The sequence below is a fragment of the Pseudorhizobium xiangyangii genome, from assembly GCF_020531965.1.
Taxonomy (GTDB): Bacteria; Pseudomonadota; Alphaproteobacteria; order Rhizobiales; family Rhizobiaceae; genus Neorhizobium; species Neorhizobium xiangyangii.
This window is the reverse complement of the sequence record NZ_JAJAWH010000010.1, coordinates 132,399-147,292: the sequence shown is the minus strand read 5'-3', so window position 1 is coordinate 147,292 and position 14,894 is coordinate 132,399. Positions and strand designations below refer to the sequence as shown.

Sequence of the window (14,894 nt, the reverse complement as noted above, 5' to 3'; positions counted from 1 at the left end):
CGCCGCTCCATCGGGATGTCTTGTGCGCTTCCCTCGTTCCAGACCTTACTTGGCAGGCTCGGTCGTCGACGGGGTTGTGGCGCTCGGCATAGTCGTGGTCTCGGTGGACGAGGTCGTGGTTGCGTCCGCCGCCGCCTGCTGATCCTCCAGGGTCATGAATTCCGGCGCAGCCTGCAGCGATTCTGCAGTCTCGGTCGTCGTCAGGCGTACCTCGTTATTCTTCTCGGCATCACGTGTGATGGTGATCTTGTCCATGGGAACGGCGACATCCTTTTCGCCAATACCCAGGAAGCCGCCGACACCGACAACAGCCGCAACAATGCCGCCCTGTTCTTCCAGGATCAGGTCATTGACGTCACCAATGCTCTCATTCTCGGCATTGTGGACGGCCTTGCCGATGTAGTCGTTCGCGCTGATCTGTGTCGCCGACTGTTCCGTGATATAGCTGCCGGAAGCGGCTGCCGTATCCGTGGAGGCTTCACCCGCAGGAGCTGCCGCGTTATCCATCGACGAGGCACCCGCTGCCGGGGTCGTGGCCGCACCGTCCGCAGGCGGCATCGCCGGGTCTGCCGGTGCCGGCGCTACTGGAGCTGCAGGCGTGGCCGGGTCGCTGGTCTGTGCCATGGCCGGTGCGATTGCAGTGGAGGCCATCAGGACAGCCGCTGCTGCCATTGTGCTGAGTGTCTTCTTCATATCGAACCTACCTTCTAATCATTGCGCTGAACGTCCAGCGAAACAGAAGCCTCGCCTTACGGTTCGATAGGACAATGGTCCGGGTAGTGAATGGTTCCGCTGAAAATTCCACGTTTTTGGCGCTGCCCGCCAAAACGCGCAGCCAGGTTCAGTTCCCCTGGACGCACATATGACCAGCGTCAGATACGAAAGGATGGTTCCGGCAGACCTTTCGCGCCGACCTGCAGGCAGAAGAATTTCCCGGCCTCCTTGTCTTCGGCGCGTTGCCGTTCATCAAGCCCTTCCCATGCCGAGATGACACCGAGCTGGTCGAGAGCGGCGCCATAGAATACGGGGCAGGTGGTGCGCTGCGCAGGCAGTGCGAAGCCCTCCAGATAGGTGCCGGCGGGTGTGTAGCAATCCACCGCTCCGGCGCCCCACCGGGCATTCCAGATATTGCCGTCACTGTCGCAAACAGAGCCGTCCATTCCGCCTTGCCGTTGGCTTGTGTCCACCAACAGGGTCGCCGGGCCGGTGGGAAGGCCTGTGGACGCATCGAGCGGCACGCGCATCAGATGATTGATCCTGGTATCGACAAAATAGCCGGTGGCGCCGTCGGGCGAAAAACAGATCCCGTTCGGGATGCTGACGTCCGGTATCAGCCTGGTCACCGCCCCTTCGCGTGCAACGTGGTAGATCGCACCGGCGCCCTGTTCCGCACCTTTTCCCATGGTCCCGATCCAAAGGCTGCCGCTGGGATGGACGCGCCCGTCGTTTGACCGGTTCGACGTGTTTCCGGGTTCCAGTTCGCAGTAGGGAGTAAGGCTTCCATCGCGCCGGCTGCGAATGAAGATGCCTTTTTCGGTAGCGAGCAGCTGCCGTTCCGCGTCGATGCGTGCGACCACGCTGGCCATGACCGGCAGCGAGTGGTGCCGCTCCCGCCCGGATGCGATTTCCCGCTCGTGCAAAATCTTGCCGAGAATGTCGAACCACCACAACGTGTCGGTTTCCCGCTCGTAGCTCGGCCCCTCACCCAGTTCGCTGACGGTATCGGAGAGGGCAAAGCCGTCGAACGAGATATGTGGCATGGTTGGCTCCTGGAGGCTCGAGGACGTTGCACGGTCTTTGTGGGGTCTGCGGTATTGCGCCAGAAGAACTGATCATCTATCACAAACGTCATTGGTATTTGCTGCGCTTCGATATGCCTGTTACATTCGCAGAAGGTGATAGAACATCAAATATTTGCGGGGCGCCTGCTGGTTCGAGGTCTTTCACAATCGTATCATTTCCATCCGATTCGGCCCGTGTTTGATAGCGGCGTCGTTAGGTAGTCGAGAATTTTGACATATGGCTCATCCGGAGAAGTTCATTCAGGCCGAGCCCGTGGAGGATCAACTCCGTGAGATCGGGGGACTGAAGACACAGTTCGACGTCTTCAGGTTCATGAAGGGGCTGATTGAAATATACGGCGCTCGCAGCTTCATGGTCTCCAACCTGCCTCAGGCGACATCGCTGAGCCTGTCAACGCACACGGTGATTACCAACTGGCCTGCCCAATTGATCACGCTGTTCGACAAGCAGGAACTCCTGCCGACCAGTCCGCTATTCAAGAAGTTGCGCGGGTCCTCGCTGCCGTTTCAGTTCGAACTCGAATCGGTCAACCAGGAGCGTGGAGACGACGTCTCATGGCGGCTATTCAGCCCTTACGGATTGATGCGCGGCGCGTACTTTCCAGTGCATGACAGTACGGGAATGCGCGGCGCAGTCTCGTTTGCCGGCGACGGCCCGGCCTTCGGCATGCAGCAGATGATGGAGCTGAGCTTTCTTTCCGTCCATGTCTACGAAAAGCTTGGGCAGATCAGAAGCCTTACCACCCGTCCGGCGGATACGCTCACCCAGCGCGAGCTTGACTGTCTGCATTGGACCTCTGCCGGAAAAACCAGCTCCGAGATCGCGGAAATCCTCGGCCTCTCCGAACATACGGTCAATCATTACCTGAACCGCGCGGCGCGGAAGCTGGATTCCGTCAACCGGACCCAAGCGGTTGCGACCGCTCTGCGTACCGGCCTGATCAACTAGGCTCACACCGTCAAAACTTCTCCGCCGCTTTTGACATCATTGGTGCAGGCTTACTGCACAATGATTGAACAAATGGCTGGAGGACACGCTCCCCGAGTGGAGAGATGTGGCGATTTTCCGGCCTCGGGGCGTCGATTTCTCATCTGGCACGCTTCATGCAACGAAGATGCAGGTCCAGAGGGGACTGAAAGCGCCCGAAGAGGCGTGGTCGCAAGAATGCCGCCCGATGCCGAGCGCTTTCGGCAGCCGCGTCGGGCGGCATCTTTCATTCCATGTTGCAGCATGCCACCACCCGCTCCTATAAAGGCGGCCAAAGACGGCCATGCGTTGTGGTCGGGCTTTGCGACAGGAGTGCTGACATGACGGACGTGACGAAGGAACAGGTGCTCGATACGCTGGCCAAGGTGCGTGGGCCAGATCTCAAAGGCGACATCGTTTCTCTGGGAATGGTCTCCGACGTCTTCATCTCGGACAGCAAGGTCTATTTCTCCATCACCGTGCCCTCGGATCGCGCCAAGGACCTCGAGCCGCTTCGTGCGGCGGCCGAACGGTCGGTCAAATCCATCCCGGGGGTCAAGGGAGCGCTGGTGACACTGACGGCGGATCGCAAGGCTGGTTCCCCATCTGCTCCACCGCCACCGTCCCCGTCCCCTCAGGCGGCCGCCCCTCAGGCAGCCTCGCATGGTCACTCACACCCCGCGCCCAACCGGCCGGTCAAGGCCGGGGTGCCCGGGGTCGGGGCTATCATTGCGGTCGCATCCGGTAAGGGCGGCGTCGGCAAATCGACCACCGCCGTCAACCTCGCTCTCGGCCTGCAGGCGAACGGCCTGCGCGTCGGCATTCTCGACGCCGACATCTATGGCCCTTCTATCCCCAGACTGCTGAAGATTTCCGGCCGCCCTGAGCAGATCGAAAACCGCATCATCAAGCCGATGGAAAACTACGGCCTGAAAGCCATGTCGATGGGTTTCCTCGTCGATGAGGAAACGGCCATGATCTGGCGCGGCCCGATGGTTCAGTCGGCGCTTCTGCAGATGCTGCGCGAAGTGGCGTGGGGTGAACTCGACGTGCTTGTCGTCGACATGCCCCCAGGCACGGGCGATGTGCAGCTGACCATGGCTCAGCAGGTTCCGCTTGCAGGAGCGGTAATCGTGTCGACCCCGCAGGATCTGGCGCTGATCGATGCCAGGAAGGCCATCACCATGTTCCGCAAGGTGGAGATACCGCTCCTCGGCATTATCGAGAACATGAGCTATTTCCTCGCACCGGATACCGGTGCCCGCTACGACATCTTCGGTCATGGCGGTGCGCGCGCCGAAGCGGACCGGATTGGCGTGCCCTTCCTTGGCGAAGTGCCGTTGACGATTGATATCCGCGAAAAGTCGGATGTCGGGACACCGGTCGTGGTTGCCGAGCCGGACAGCCCGTCTGCCGAAATCTACCGGAAGATCGCCGAACGGACCTGGGCCGAATTGAAGGGCCGCACCGTGCGACCCGCGCCGGCGATCGTCTTCGACTAAGGTCTACGCGCCGAATTTCCCGACAGCTGGCGGGCAACTTGATTGTGATGGCTGGGGCGATTACGTCGCCCCAGCTGAGACCGAGAGCCTGAGGCGTATGTGGAACCCTGGCCGGGAACCTGCGTTTCAGGCGGAGAATCTTGACCGTTGATGGAGCCAGATGGACGCCAGGCATTCGTCCCTGCGCCGCGGCATATAAGGCAGAAGCCTTTCTGGCATTGTTGCCCGCTGCCAATATACTCATGTCATCCTTAGCTGAAAGGCTGGCGTTCAACTGCCAGGCGCACCATGGCCCATGCTGCCGATAGTGAGCTTTCGCATGCCTCTTCCCCCCGCAGTCTGTTCGCCCTGGCGTTGGGGTCGGTCGGTGTAGTTTACGGCGATATAGGCACCAGCCCTCTCTACGCCTTCCGCGAGGCGCTGAAACCGATTGCCGATGACGGTATCACTCGGCTGGAAATCATCGGGTTGATCTCGCTGATGATCTGGTCGCTCACCATCATCGTGACGATCAAATACGTGCTGTTCCTGTTGCGCGCCGATAACGACGGCGAAGGCGGCACGCTCTCATTACTGGCGCTGCTGACGAAATCCGGACAGACCCACAGGGCATTTCTGATGATCCTGGGACTGGTTGGCGGAGCGCTTTTCCTCGGTGATGCGATGATTACGCCAGCTCTGTCCGTTCTTTCGGCGGTCGAAGGGCTGAAACTCGTGGCCCCTGCTACGGAACCGCTGATCATTCCGATCGCGCTTGCCATTCTCGCAATGCTGTTTGCCATCCAGCCCAAGGGTACCGAGCAGGTTGCCCGCTTCTTCGGGCCGATCACCGCCGTCTGGTTCGTCGTGATGGGGGTGGGAGGCCTGATCCACATTTCTGACGATTTCGGTATCCTTGCCTCTTTCAACCCGGTCCATGCGGTAGAGTTCATGTTGCGGGAGGGTTATCTCGGCATCGTGGTCCTCGGCGCCGTCTTCCTGACCGTCACCGGTGCGGAAGCACTCTATGCGGATCTCGGCCATTTTGGGCGCAGGCCCATCCAGTGGGCTTGGTTCACATTGGTGTTTCCGGCCCTCACCCTGAACTATCTGGGGCAGGGGGCTCTGGTCCTCAGCCATCCGGATGCGATCTCCGATCCCTTCTACCGCATGTTCCCGAGCTGGTTTCTGTTACCGGTCGTCATCCTCGCCACCGCCGCGACGATCATCGCGAGCCAAGCCGTCATCACCGGCGCGTTCTCGCTTGTGCGGCAGGCGATCCACCTTGGCTATCTGCCGCGGATGCAGATCCTCTTCACATCTGAAACCAATACCGGGCAGATATTCCTCCCGTCGGTGAACATTCTTTTGTTTCTCGGCGTAACCGGGTTGGTGCTGAGTTTCGGCAGTTCGGAAGCGCTGGCGACGGCCTATGGCATATCGGTGACGGGTGCGATGGTGGTGACGAGCCTCATGGCATTCGAGTTCGTGCGGCGGCGTTGGAACTGGCCGCTGTGGTGGGCGGTGGGCCTGCTCGTGCCGCTTCTGGCGCTGGAACTGGTATTCCTGGGGGCGAACCTCCTGAAGCTCCACGATGGCGGATACGTGCCCGTCCTCATGGCTATCGTCTTCACGGTGATCATGTGGACCTGGAGACGTGGCAGCTCCATCCTCTTCGAAAAGACCCGCAAGATTGACGTGCCGCTTGCGACCTTTGCGCCAATGATCGAGAGGCGAAGCGAGCACGCGCCCGTGCTCGTTCCCGGCACCGCCATATTCCTGACCAGCGACCCGCTAACGGCGCCTGCTGCACTTCTCCACAACATCAAGCACAATCATGTGCTGCACGAGAGGAACGTCATCCTGACGGTAAAGACCGTCAATCAACCGAGGATCATCGGCGAGGACCGATTCCGCATTACCAAACTGTCGGAGCGGTTCACGCTGATCGAGCTGCAGTTCGGCTTCATGCAGTCCCACAACGTGTCGCACGCGCTGGCGCGACTGAGGAAGTCGGGCTTCAAGTTCGACATCATGTCCACCTCCTTCTATCTCGGGCGGCGCAAGCTTGTTCCTGGAGCGGAATCGGGCATGCCCATGTGGCAGGACCGGCTGTTCATCGCGCTGGCCAACTCGGCCACGGACCCGTCGGACTATTTCCGCCTCCCAGCCAATCGGGTCGTCGAGCTCGGATCGCAGGTCATCATCTGACAATTACGTGAGCTCGCTGAAAACGCCCGCAGCAAAGGCAATTGGGCCGTGGCTGTTAACGGCTCATCAAGGTTAATCATTGATTCTTTCCAGGTCGCCGTTGCCTGTGGAGTCTTTTGTTTTGCGTTCGAAGTTTGTTCTGAGTCGCAAGTCCCGCGCCCGCCTGAACGCCTGGACTGCTCCCGCCGCTTTTGGTCTCGCCTGCTGGCTGGCGTTCCCGTCGGCTGCCGCCCATGGCGATCTCTCCGATCTTCTGGCGGGGCTGGACAGCAGCCACAGATGGCGGATGGTTCTCACCCAGTCGCCTGCAGGCTCTGTCCATTCGTCCGAGCTGGCCTTTCCGGATATGGATCTGCCCGCCAATGCAGGTGTGATGATGCCCGACGGCCGCAAGATCGCTTTTGCCGGTGGTCGTCCCGACGCAGAGGCCACGCCTGACGAGGACCGGGTCAACAGAAAATCCAAGAAGGGCCGGATTATCGCGGTGGCGCCGATGCAGCCGCCAAAGTCATTTAGCGCCGGTTCGGTGCTTCAGCGCACTAGTTCCCTGACGCTGCCGCTCGAAAAGTCGACACAACTCATTGCCTTCGCGGAAGCGGGTACCGACAAGAAGCCTATCGAACTTGCGGAATTCTACCTCCGCAAGGAAGAGCGGCCCGCAGTTACCGGCCTGTCGTCGATGATCGCGGGGCTGGTGACAAACGACAAACCCGACGTTCTGGCGACCGCATACGCGCCGGCTGAGCCGGACTTCGCACGCGAATCACCATTCGACGCGATTCTGAAGAAGCCGGAAGCGGGGCGGTTCATTCCGCCGATCGGCCCGCAGGATCACGCCTGGGCCGCAACGCCGCTGCCGGAGGACACCTTCTCGGCGAAGGAGCAGCAATGCCTAGCTTCCGGGATCTACTTCGAGGCGCGCGGCGAATCGGCGCGCGGGCAGGCGGCAGTCGCACAGGTCATCCTCAACCGCGTCCGCAATCCCGCCTATCCGAGTACCATCTGCGGCGTCGTCTACCAGAACGAAGACTGGCGTAACCGTTGCCAATTCTCCTTCGCCTGCGACAACATCCGCGACCGCGTCCGGTCCCAGGAACACTGGAAAATGGCGCGGGAAGTGGGCATGGCCGTCACGGCCGGCAAGATCTGGTTGAAGGAAGTCGGATCGTCCACGCACTACCATGCTGTCTACGTCCGTCCCAAGTGGGCAAAGTCGATGAAGAAGGTCGGACGCATCGGTTTGCACGTCTTCTACAGGACCTACGGTGGCGGCTGGAGCTGAGTGCGGCTGGTCGTCGCTGACCTGCCGATTCTCACCGAAGTTTCCGTCCTGTGCGCTCTATGTCGCTCAAATAATTGATTTATAAGCAGAAATTAACCCGGGCACACGTCCGCTCTATGCCTTGACTATAATGGCTCCCAAAACTATGTTGCGGCCGACTTGAAAACGGGCCGGAAGGCGCGAAATCCCTCGCAGTCAGCATGTTTCAGACGGATCAAGCGGTCTTAGAACCACTGGATGCCGGGAAGATGGGGCAAGGGAGGTCGCGCATGACGGACAACCGGGACGACGGTCTGGAGCAGCGTCGCAAGCGCCTATCCGCCGAATTGGCGGAACAGCGTGTGGAAGAAGCGGCTGAAGCGCGGAAAGATGCTCAGAGCGAGGAAAGCCGTCGAGGGATGGCTCTCGGACTGAAGATCTCTTCCGAGTTCATCGCCGCAATCGCGGTTGGCGCCATGCTCGGCTATCTTCTCGGACTGGTTTGGCCGGCGTCAAAGCCGTGGGGGCTGATTATCATGCTCCTTCTTGGTTTTTGCGCCGCGGTACTGAATGTGCTTCGTGCGGTAGGAATGGTGGCGCCGTCACCGCTTGCCGACAAGGACGAGACGAAAAAAGGCTGAGGGCCGGCTCAAGGGCTGTCCTGCAAGCGAATATAAAGCGCGACCTGCGCGGCGAAGGAAAGAGGATAAGCGGTGGCTAACGATCCGACCCATCAGTTCCAGATCCAGAAGATCGTGCCGATCGAAATCGGCGGAATGGACTTTTCCTTCACGAATGCGTCGCTCTTCATGGTTGCGACCGTCGCCAGTGCAGCCGGTTTCCTCTATTTCGCAACGTCGCAGCGCGGGCTCGTTCCGGGTCGGGCGCAGTCGCTTGCCGAAATGTCCTACGAGTTTATCGCAAGCATGTTGCGTGAAGGGGCCGGCAGCAGCGGGATGAAGTTCTTCCCGATGGTGTTCTCGTTGTTCATGTTCGTGCTGACGGCGAACATGCTCGGCATGTTCCCGTACTTCTTCACCATCACCAGCCAGATCATCGTAACCTTCGCGCTCGCGCTGTTCGTGATCGGCACCGTCGTGGTTTACGGCTTCTACAAGCACGGCCTGCGCTTTCTCGGCGTGTTCGTGCCGAGCGGCGTACCGGGCATTCTCCTGCCGCTGGTCGTCACCATCGAAATCATTTCCTTCCTGTCCCGTCCGATCTCGCTCTCCGTGCGTCTGTTCGCCAACATGCTGGCCGGCCACATTACGCTGAAGGTCTTCTCGGGCTTCGTCGCCTCGCTCGGTGCACTCGGCGCGCTCGGCATCGGCGGCGCCATCCTGCCACTGATCATGACCGTCGCTCTGACGGGTCTAGAATTCCTCGTCGCCTTCCTGCAGGCCTACGTCTTTGCGGTACTCACTTGCATGTACCTCAACGACGCGGTCCATCCGGGCGGTCACTAAGGAATAACCACATTGGCGCCTTGAGGCGCCAGTTACCCGCCGCAACAACCATTTCGAAGGAGTTCATTCATGGAAGCGGAAGCAGCAAAGTTCATCGGCGCAGGTCTCGCTTGCTTCGGTATGGCCGGGACGGCTCTTGGCCTCGGCAACATCTTCGGCAGCTACCTGTCGGGTGCCCTGCGCAACCCGTCCGCCGCTGACAGCCAGTTCGGCCGTCTGGTATTCGGCTTCGCCGTTACGGAAGCTCTGGGCATCTTCTCGCTGCTCGTTGCTCTCCTTCTCCTGTTCGCTGTCTAATAACGGCGTCGGGTACTGGGGTCACGGCCGCTTGAGATGGCGCGCCGTGATCCTTCGCATTTGATATCCACCTGGAGGTGATGATGTTCGTGACTTCGGCATTTGCGCAAACTGCGCCGGAAGCCACCGAGACGCTTGCAGCGCCGGGCGCCGCGCCTGTGGGCGAATTGCACACGGAAACCGGTGTCGCTCATGACGACGCGCATGCCACGGGCGTTTTTCCGCCCTTCGATGCTTCGACCTATCCGTCGCAGCTTCTCTGGCTCGTCATTACCTTCGGTCTCTTCTACCTTCTGATGCAGAAGGTTATCGTTCCGCGCGTTGGCGGAATTTTGGAACAGCGTCACGACCGCATCGCTCAGGATCTGGACGAGGCAGCACGCCTCAAGGCCGATGCTGATGCCGCCGTCGAGACTTATGAAAAGGAATTGGCCGCAGCGCGGTCCAAGGCCCACACCATTGGCGAATCCGCCCGCGACGCAGCCAAGACCAAGGCTACCAGCGATCGGGCAGCGATCGAAGCCGAGTTGGCCCAGAAGCTTTCCGCCGCCGAAGCACGGATCGGCGAAATCAAGACCCAGGCGTTTGCCCAGGTCGGCGCCATCGCAGAAGACACCGCCACTGCCATCGTCGATCAGTTGATCGGCGCCAAGGCAAGCGCCGGCGACATCAAGGCTGCGGTTGTCGCGGCATCCCCGAAGGAGGCCTGATCAATGGCTCTCGACGCAACATTCTTTGCCCTCGTCGGCCTCATCCTGTTCTTCGTGCTTCTGGCCTACCTCAAGGTTCCGGGCATGGTCGGCAAGTCGCTCGACGAGCGCGCGGATAATATCCGCAACGAGCTTGCGGAAGCCAAGCGTCTTCGGGAGGAAGCCCAGCAGCTGCTCGCCGAATACCAGCGCAAGCGCAAGGAAGCGGAAGCCGAGGCTGCCCAGATCATCGCTGCAGCTGAACGCGAAGCCGCAATGCTGACTGAAGAAGCCCGTCAGAAGACGGAAGAGTTCGTCGCACGCCGCAATGCGCTGTCCGAGCAGAAGATCAAGCAGGCTGAAGCAGACGCTATCGGCGCCGTTCGCGCCGCTGCGGTCGATCTTGCAATTGCCGCTGCCGAAAGCGTCATCGCCAAGAAGACCGATGCCGCAACGCGCAATTCGCTGTTCAAGGATTCGGTCGGCACGGTTCAGTCCAAGCTGAACTGATCTCGAATAGACCAAGCACAAATTAAAAGGCCGCGCTCTGCGCGGCCTTTTTTGTCTTTGATCTACCTGGGCAAGGGAGGAAGCGTCGCCCGAATGGGCAGGCCGAACCTACTGGTTCGTGGCATCGTCTTTCCGTAATGGCCGGAAGCTCATTCGGTGTAAGAGGCACGGACCGTGCTGTTCGATGCCGGCGCGGTGCTGCGAGGTGCCGTAGCCTGCATGGTGAATGAAGCCATAGAGCGGAAACACCTCGTGCGCCCGTGCCATCATGCGGTCGCGGGTGACCTTGGCGATGATCGAGGCCGCAGCAATGGAGACAGAGCGTGCGTCGCCCCGGATGACCGCCTTGCCGGGGCAGCAGAGCCCCTGGGGCACGTCGCGCCCATCCGTCAGCACATAGGCCGGCGTGACGGCGAGGCCGCCGACGGCGCGGCGCATGGCGTCGAGGCTCGCCCGCAGGATGTTGCGCTCGTCAATATGGCGTGGCCCGGAGGCGGCGATGGAGACCTCGGCAGTTGCCATGATCGCTTCGAACAGGACGTCTCTCCGGGCAGCCGTGAGCTTCTTGGAATCGTTCAACCCATCTGGAATATTGTCAGGATCCAGAATGACTGCGGCCGCCACCACGGGACCCGCCAGCGGACCGCGTCCGGCCTCGTCGGTACCGGCAACGGGCCAGTGCCCCGCCTTGCGGGCAATAAGTTCGAGGCTGAAGTCCGGGACGAGCGGGACCTCTTCGAAGAGCGACGGAGAATCGGGGGACGTGCGAGTTAACATGGCGGCAAACTCGCACGCCCACCCGATCTCCTGCAAGCCCCGGCACAGTGTTGCGGTCACTGTCCCGCCTCGAGGAGGCGGTGCCGGTGCATATTCGGCGACGGAGGGAGGCGGCATCCGTGCCGAAATTCAGTAGGCCGCACAGGACGGCCGGTTGGACAAGGCTCGTCTAGAGCAGCGACAGCTGTATGCCGCCGCCATCAGGACGGAGAAACAGATCGTCGCGCAGCGGCATTCCGCGCCGCACCAGGCCGAGCCGCTTGGTCGCCATCTCGAACCGGCGGCCGATCTGCCAGGCGTAGGGGCCGGAGCCCTTCATGCGCTTGCCGAACTCTGCGTCGTAGTCCTTGCCGCCGCGCATGGAACGCACGAGCGACATCACGTGGCGATATCGGTCCGGATAGTTCCTGAGCAGCCAGTCACGGAACAGCGGGCTCACCTCCAGGGGAAGCCGCAACAGCACGTAGCTCGCTTCGGTTGCGCCCGCCGAGTGGCCGGCGTCGAGAATACGCTCCAGTTCGTGGTCGTTAAGAGCCGGAATGATCGGGGCTACCATCACGGCTGTCGGGATGCCGGCATCGGTCAGAGCCTTTATAGCTTCCAGTCGCTTGGTCGGCGTCGAAGCGCGAGGCTCCATAGTTCTGGCGAGCTTTCGGTCCAGCGTGGTGACGGAGATGCCCACCTTCGCAAGCCCTTTCGCCGCCATATCGGACAGGATGTCGATATCGCGCATGATCAGGGACGACTTCGTGACGATCACCACCGGGTGGTTCGCCTTCTGCAGCACTTCGAGGATTTGCCGCATGATGCGCCATTCCCGCTCGATCGGCTGGTAGGGATCCGTATTCGTGCCTATGGCGATCGCCCGCACCTTGTAGTCCGGCCGGCTCAGCTCCCGTTCCAGCAGTTTCGGAACGTCCGGCTTGGCGAACAGCTTGGCTTCGAAATCGAGCCCCGGCGAAAGCCCCATGAAGCTGTGGCTCGGGCGCGCAAAGCAATAGATGCAGCCATGCTCGCAGCCACGGTAGGGATTGATCGACCGGTCGAAGGGAATGTCGGGCGAGTCGTTGCGGCTGATCGCCGTGCGCGGCTTCTCGACTTGCACCTCAGTCTTGAAGGGAGCGAGTTCCTCCAGGCTCTGCCAGCCGTCGTCGAATGCCTCCCGACGCTCACCCTCGAAGCGCCCACTCGGGTTGAGCCCGGCACCCCGGCCGCGGCGCCGATCGATCTCGATCCGAAGACCGGACGAGTTCACCAGCGCATCGGCAATATCAGCCGTATGAGCAGGCGCGAAGGCAGCCTGCCTCAAGTGGGATAGCTCGTTCATGTGAGGCTCCGATGGGGAATGATCCCCTTCATCAATGATTAAATTCCTAAACCGGAAATGAGAACAATGCAAGAACAAAATGTGGAAACGCGCTGTGGAAATAAATGCTGCGATGCGTTAAAACGGCGACATGCTGACAGTCATCATGGAATGCCGCGATCAGGAGTCCGAACTGGTGCAGACCCTTTCCGGTCTAGTTTCCGGTGCCGTGGAGGGTTTGATCAGCGATGTGGTCGTGCTCGATCACGGCTCGACGGACGGTTCTGCGAGCGTCGCTGACGCCGCCGGCTGCAAGTTCCACAGCGATTGGGATCTGCAGCTTGTGCTGGCAAACGTCCGCGGCGAATGGCTGCTGTTCGTGGAGGCAGGCGCCCGGCTGCAGCAGGGATGGATCGAGGAAGTGGCGGAATACATTGCCCTGAGCAAGGAGCCGGCCCGTTTCTCCCTCTCGCGCCATCACCGGCAGCCGCTGCTGCGGCGTATCCTGAGCCGTACGCCGCCGCTTGAGCACGGCTTGCTGCTTCCCAAGCGCGAGGCGTTGAAGGTGGCGCGCAACGGCATGGATGTGGCAGCACTCGTGCGCGGCCGGAAGTCGGTCAGGTTGATCAGTCAGCTCATTCCGGCCCGTGCAATGCGCACCGCGGGATAAATCAGCCGCCGCTTCGCCGCAGATGCTCGTCGAGCCGCGGCATGATCTCGATGAAATTGCAGGGCATGTGGCGATAGTCTAGCTGTCCCTGCAGGATACCGTCCCATGCGTCCTTGCACGCGCCCGGTGATCCGGGCAGCACGAAGATGAAGGTTGCGTTGGCAACACCGCCGGTGGCGCGCGACTGGATCGTCGAGGTGCCGATCTTGTCGTAGGAAATGCGGTGAAACATCACCGAGAAGCCATCCATGCGCTTCTCGAACAAGGGCTCCAGCGCTTCCGGTGTCACGTCACGGCCGGTAAAACCCGTGCCGCCGGTGGTGATCACCACGTCGATATCGGGATCCAGCGTCCAGGCATGCACCTGCGCGGCTATTTCCTGCTTGTCGTCCGGCACGATGGCCCGCGCCTTCAGCACGTGGCCTGCGCCGGAAATGCGATCTGCCAGCGTATCGCCTGACTTGTCGTTCTCCCGCGTGCGGGTGTCCGAGACGGTCAGGACGGCGATGCCGACGGGAATGAAGGGGCGGCTTTCGTCTAGGCGGTTCATGTCACGATCCGGCAATGGTTTGCGTTGCTTCGAAATACCAGCACGGCTTGAGTGCACGCAAGCGCGCGGCCGCATGCGCCGCCGCGCTGCCGGATGCAAATATGCCGAAGCAGGTGGCACCGGAGCCGGACATCCGCGTCAGCAGAGCGCCCTCGGCCGCTATGAGGCCGGAAATCTCGCCAATCTCCGGCACAAGCCCGCGAGCCGGTCCCTCCAGGTCATTGCGAAGGCGCGACAATGTGTCCATCCAGTCGCTGTCGTCCAGCGAGCCTAACGGCGGGTTGTGCTTGGTGCCGAGCTTGGAGAACACTTCAGGGGTGGAAACGCCCCGCAACGGGTTGCCGATCACCATCGGCAGGCTGGGAAAGCGCGAGAGCGGGTGCAACTCTTCGCCCACGCCACGAGCCAGCGCCGGCACACCCTCAAGGCACATCGGCACGTCCGCGCCGAGCGTCAGGGCAAGGTGGGCGAGGTCATCGGCATCAGGGCTTGCCTGCCACAAGCGCTGAAGCCCCCGCAGGGTCGCAGCGGCATCCGCCGAACCACCGCCAATCCCCGAGGCAATCGGCAGGTTCTTTTCGAGGTGAATGGAGACAGGCGTCGTCGCTACGCCGGCCTTGTGAAACAAGTCACGCAGGCGGTCGCGTGCACGAATGACGAGATTGCTGCCTGCCTCTTCGGTCAGCGTTTCCGAAAAGCGGCCGGACAGCGTGAACCGATCCTCATCCGACCGGGAAAAAGTCAGTCGGTCGCCGGTATCGGCGAACGTGACGATGCTTTCCAACAGGTGATAGCCATCCGGGCGCTGGCCCGTAACGTGAAGCGCGAGATTGATCTTGGCCGGCGCCAGTTCGACAATCTCCGACATCACCGTTTCCGGCTGGCGCGCTCCCGTGCCGGAGAGCAT

At 61.2% G+C, this 14,894-nt stretch carries 16 protein-coding genes; 10 read left to right on the top strand and 6 right to left on the bottom strand.

Translation table 11 applies throughout. From position 1 onward, the window contains the following. Window positions 1-45 precede the first annotated feature (45 nt). Together LH464_RS11335 and LH464_RS11330 are read right to left on the bottom strand one after the other, a co-directional pair. Window positions 46-693 carry a PRC-barrel domain-containing protein gene (locus LH464_RS11335; RefSeq protein WP_226786487.1) on the bottom strand — a complete coding sequence of 216 codons (648 nt, stop codon included), beginning with the start codon at window positions 691-693 and terminating at the stop codon, window positions 46-48. 179 nt (window positions 694-872) lie between these two features. Then, the gene (locus LH464_RS11330; RefSeq protein WP_226786486.1) at window positions 873-1,760 is read right to left on the bottom strand and encodes an SMP-30/gluconolactonase/LRE family protein; all 888 of its coding nucleotides are present in this window, start codon (window positions 1,758-1,760) and stop codon (window positions 873-875) included. A 259-nt stretch (window positions 1,761-2,019) separates the two neighbouring features. Between LH464_RS11330 and LH464_RS11325 the strand changes: the two genes are divergently transcribed. The 9 genes from LH464_RS11325 to LH464_RS11285 all read left to right on the top strand — a co-directional run bounded on the left by LH464_RS11325 (window position 2,020) and on the right by LH464_RS11285 (window position 10,684). Beyond that, window positions 2,020-2,751, top strand: a complete 732-nt coding sequence (locus LH464_RS11325) for a helix-turn-helix transcriptional regulator (RefSeq protein ID WP_226786485.1) — start codon at window positions 2,020-2,022, stop codon at window positions 2,749-2,751. A gap of 359 nt (window positions 2,752-3,110) precedes the next feature. Continuing rightward, window positions 3,111-4,271, top strand: a complete 1,161-nt coding sequence (locus LH464_RS11320) for an Mrp/NBP35 family ATP-binding protein (protein ID WP_226786484.1) — start codon at window positions 3,111-3,113, stop codon at window positions 4,269-4,271. 288 nt (window positions 4,272-4,559) lie between these two features. Next, window positions 4,560-6,461: a potassium transporter Kup gene (locus tag LH464_RS11315; RefSeq protein ID WP_226786483.1), complete on the top strand. Its 1,902-nt coding sequence runs from the start codon at window positions 4,560-4,562 to the stop codon at window positions 6,459-6,461. A gap of 139 nt (window positions 6,462-6,600) precedes the next feature. After that, window positions 6,601-7,743 carry a cell wall hydrolase gene (locus LH464_RS11310; protein ID WP_390624966.1) on the top strand — a complete coding sequence of 381 codons (1,143 nt, stop codon included), beginning with the start codon at window positions 6,601-6,603 and terminating at the stop codon, window positions 7,741-7,743. A gap of 269 nt (window positions 7,744-8,012) precedes the next feature. Beyond that, on the top strand, window positions 8,013-8,363 hold the full coding sequence (locus LH464_RS11305) for an AtpZ/AtpI family protein (protein ID WP_226786481.1): 351 nt from the start codon (window positions 8,013-8,015) through the stop codon (window positions 8,361-8,363). Between the two features lie 72 nt (window positions 8,364-8,435). Next, window positions 8,436-9,188 (top strand): F0F1 ATP synthase subunit A, encoded by a 753-nt coding sequence (locus LH464_RS11300; protein ID WP_226786480.1) that lies wholly within the window; start codon window positions 8,436-8,438, stop codon window positions 9,186-9,188. Window positions 9,189-9,257: 69 nt separating this feature from the next. Continuing rightward, entirely contained in the window at window positions 9,258-9,485 is a 228-nt protein-coding gene (locus LH464_RS11295) for a F0F1 ATP synthase subunit C (RefSeq protein WP_003588243.1), read from the top strand. 83 nt (window positions 9,486-9,568) lie between these two features. Further along, the gene (locus tag LH464_RS11290) at window positions 9,569-10,195 is read left to right on the top strand and encodes a F0F1 ATP synthase subunit B (RefSeq protein WP_226786479.1); all 627 of its coding nucleotides are present in this window, start codon (window positions 9,569-9,571) and stop codon (window positions 10,193-10,195) included. 3 nt (window positions 10,196-10,198) lie between these two features. Then, a complete protein-coding gene (locus LH464_RS11285) occupies window positions 10,199-10,684 on the top strand; it encodes a F0F1 ATP synthase subunit B (protein WP_226786478.1) in 486 nt (161 codons plus the stop codon). Window positions 10,685-10,792: 108 nt separating this feature from the next. Here the strand turns inward: LH464_RS11285 and LH464_RS11280 are convergent, their stop codons facing one another. Together LH464_RS11280 and LH464_RS11275 are read right to left on the bottom strand one after the other, a co-directional pair. Then, on the bottom strand, window positions 10,793-11,461 hold the full coding sequence (locus tag LH464_RS11280) for a ribonuclease HII (protein ID WP_226786477.1): 669 nt from the start codon (window positions 11,459-11,461) through the stop codon (window positions 10,793-10,795). A gap of 169 nt (window positions 11,462-11,630) precedes the next feature. Beyond that, entirely contained in the window at window positions 11,631-12,788 is a 1,158-nt protein-coding gene (locus LH464_RS11275) for a PA0069 family radical SAM protein (RefSeq protein WP_226786476.1), read from the bottom strand. A gap of 130 nt (window positions 12,789-12,918) precedes the next feature. Here LH464_RS11275 and LH464_RS11270 point away from each other — a divergent pair, with 130 nt between their 5' ends. Then, window positions 12,919-13,437, top strand: a complete 519-nt coding sequence (locus LH464_RS11270) for a glycosyl transferase (protein WP_226786475.1) — start codon at window positions 12,919-12,921, stop codon at window positions 13,435-13,437. A 1-nt stretch (window position 13,438) separates the two neighbouring features. Here LH464_RS11270 and moaB read toward each other — a convergent pair whose 3' ends face one another. Continuing rightward, window positions 13,439-13,987 (bottom strand): molybdenum cofactor biosynthesis protein B, encoded by a 549-nt coding sequence (moaB, locus tag LH464_RS11265; protein WP_226786474.1) that lies wholly within the window; start codon window positions 13,985-13,987, stop codon window positions 13,439-13,441. 1 nt (window position 13,988) lies between these two features. Beyond that, entirely contained in the window at window positions 13,989-14,894 is a 906-nt protein-coding gene (locus LH464_RS11260; protein WP_226786473.1) for a 4-(cytidine 5'-diphospho)-2-C-methyl-D-erythritol kinase, read from the bottom strand.

Excerpts from the sequence above, each read along its gene's own strand:
- LH464_RS11335 (WP_226786487.1), bottom strand. The coding sequence starts at position 693 with ATGAAGAAGACACTCAGCACAATGGCAGCAGCGGCTGTCCTGATGGCC.
- LH464_RS11330 (WP_226786486.1), bottom strand. The coding sequence starts at position 1,760 with ATGCCACATATCTCGTTCGACGGCTTTGCCCTCTCCGATACCGTCAGC.
- LH464_RS11325 (WP_226786485.1), top strand. The coding sequence starts at position 2,020 with ATGGCTCATCCGGAGAAGTTCATTCAGGCCGAGCCCGTGGAGGATCAA.
- LH464_RS11320 (WP_226786484.1), top strand. The coding sequence starts at position 3,111 with ATGACGGACGTGACGAAGGAACAGGTGCTCGATACGCTGGCCAAGGTG.
- LH464_RS11315 (WP_226786483.1), top strand. The coding sequence starts at position 4,560 with ATGGCCCATGCTGCCGATAGTGAGCTTTCGCATGCCTCTTCCCCCCGC.
- LH464_RS11305 (WP_226786481.1), top strand. The coding sequence starts at position 8,013 with ATGACGGACAACCGGGACGACGGTCTGGAGCAGCGTCGCAAGCGCCTA.
- LH464_RS11295 (WP_003588243.1), top strand. The coding sequence starts at position 9,258 with ATGGAAGCGGAAGCAGCAAAGTTCATCGGCGCAGGTCTCGCTTGCTTC.
- LH464_RS11290 (WP_226786479.1), top strand. The coding sequence starts at position 9,569 with ATGTTCGTGACTTCGGCATTTGCGCAAACTGCGCCGGAAGCCACCGAG.
- LH464_RS11285 (WP_226786478.1), top strand. The coding sequence starts at position 10,199 with ATGGCTCTCGACGCAACATTCTTTGCCCTCGTCGGCCTCATCCTGTTC.
- LH464_RS11280 (WP_226786477.1), bottom strand. The coding sequence starts at position 11,461 with ATGTTAACTCGCACGTCCCCCGATTCTCCGTCGCTCTTCGAAGAGGTC.
- LH464_RS11275 (WP_226786476.1), bottom strand. The coding sequence starts at position 12,788 with ATGAACGAGCTATCCCACTTGAGGCAGGCTGCCTTCGCGCCTGCTCAT.
- LH464_RS11270 (WP_226786475.1), top strand. The coding sequence starts at position 12,919 with ATGCTGACAGTCATCATGGAATGCCGCGATCAGGAGTCCGAACTGGTG.
- moaB (WP_226786474.1), bottom strand. The coding sequence starts at position 13,987 with ATGAACCGCCTAGACGAAAGCCGCCCCTTCATTCCCGTCGGCATCGCC.
- LH464_RS11260 (WP_226786473.1), bottom strand. The coding sequence starts at position 14,894 with ATGCTCTCCGGCACGGGAGCGCGCCAGCCGGAAACGGTGATGTCGGAG.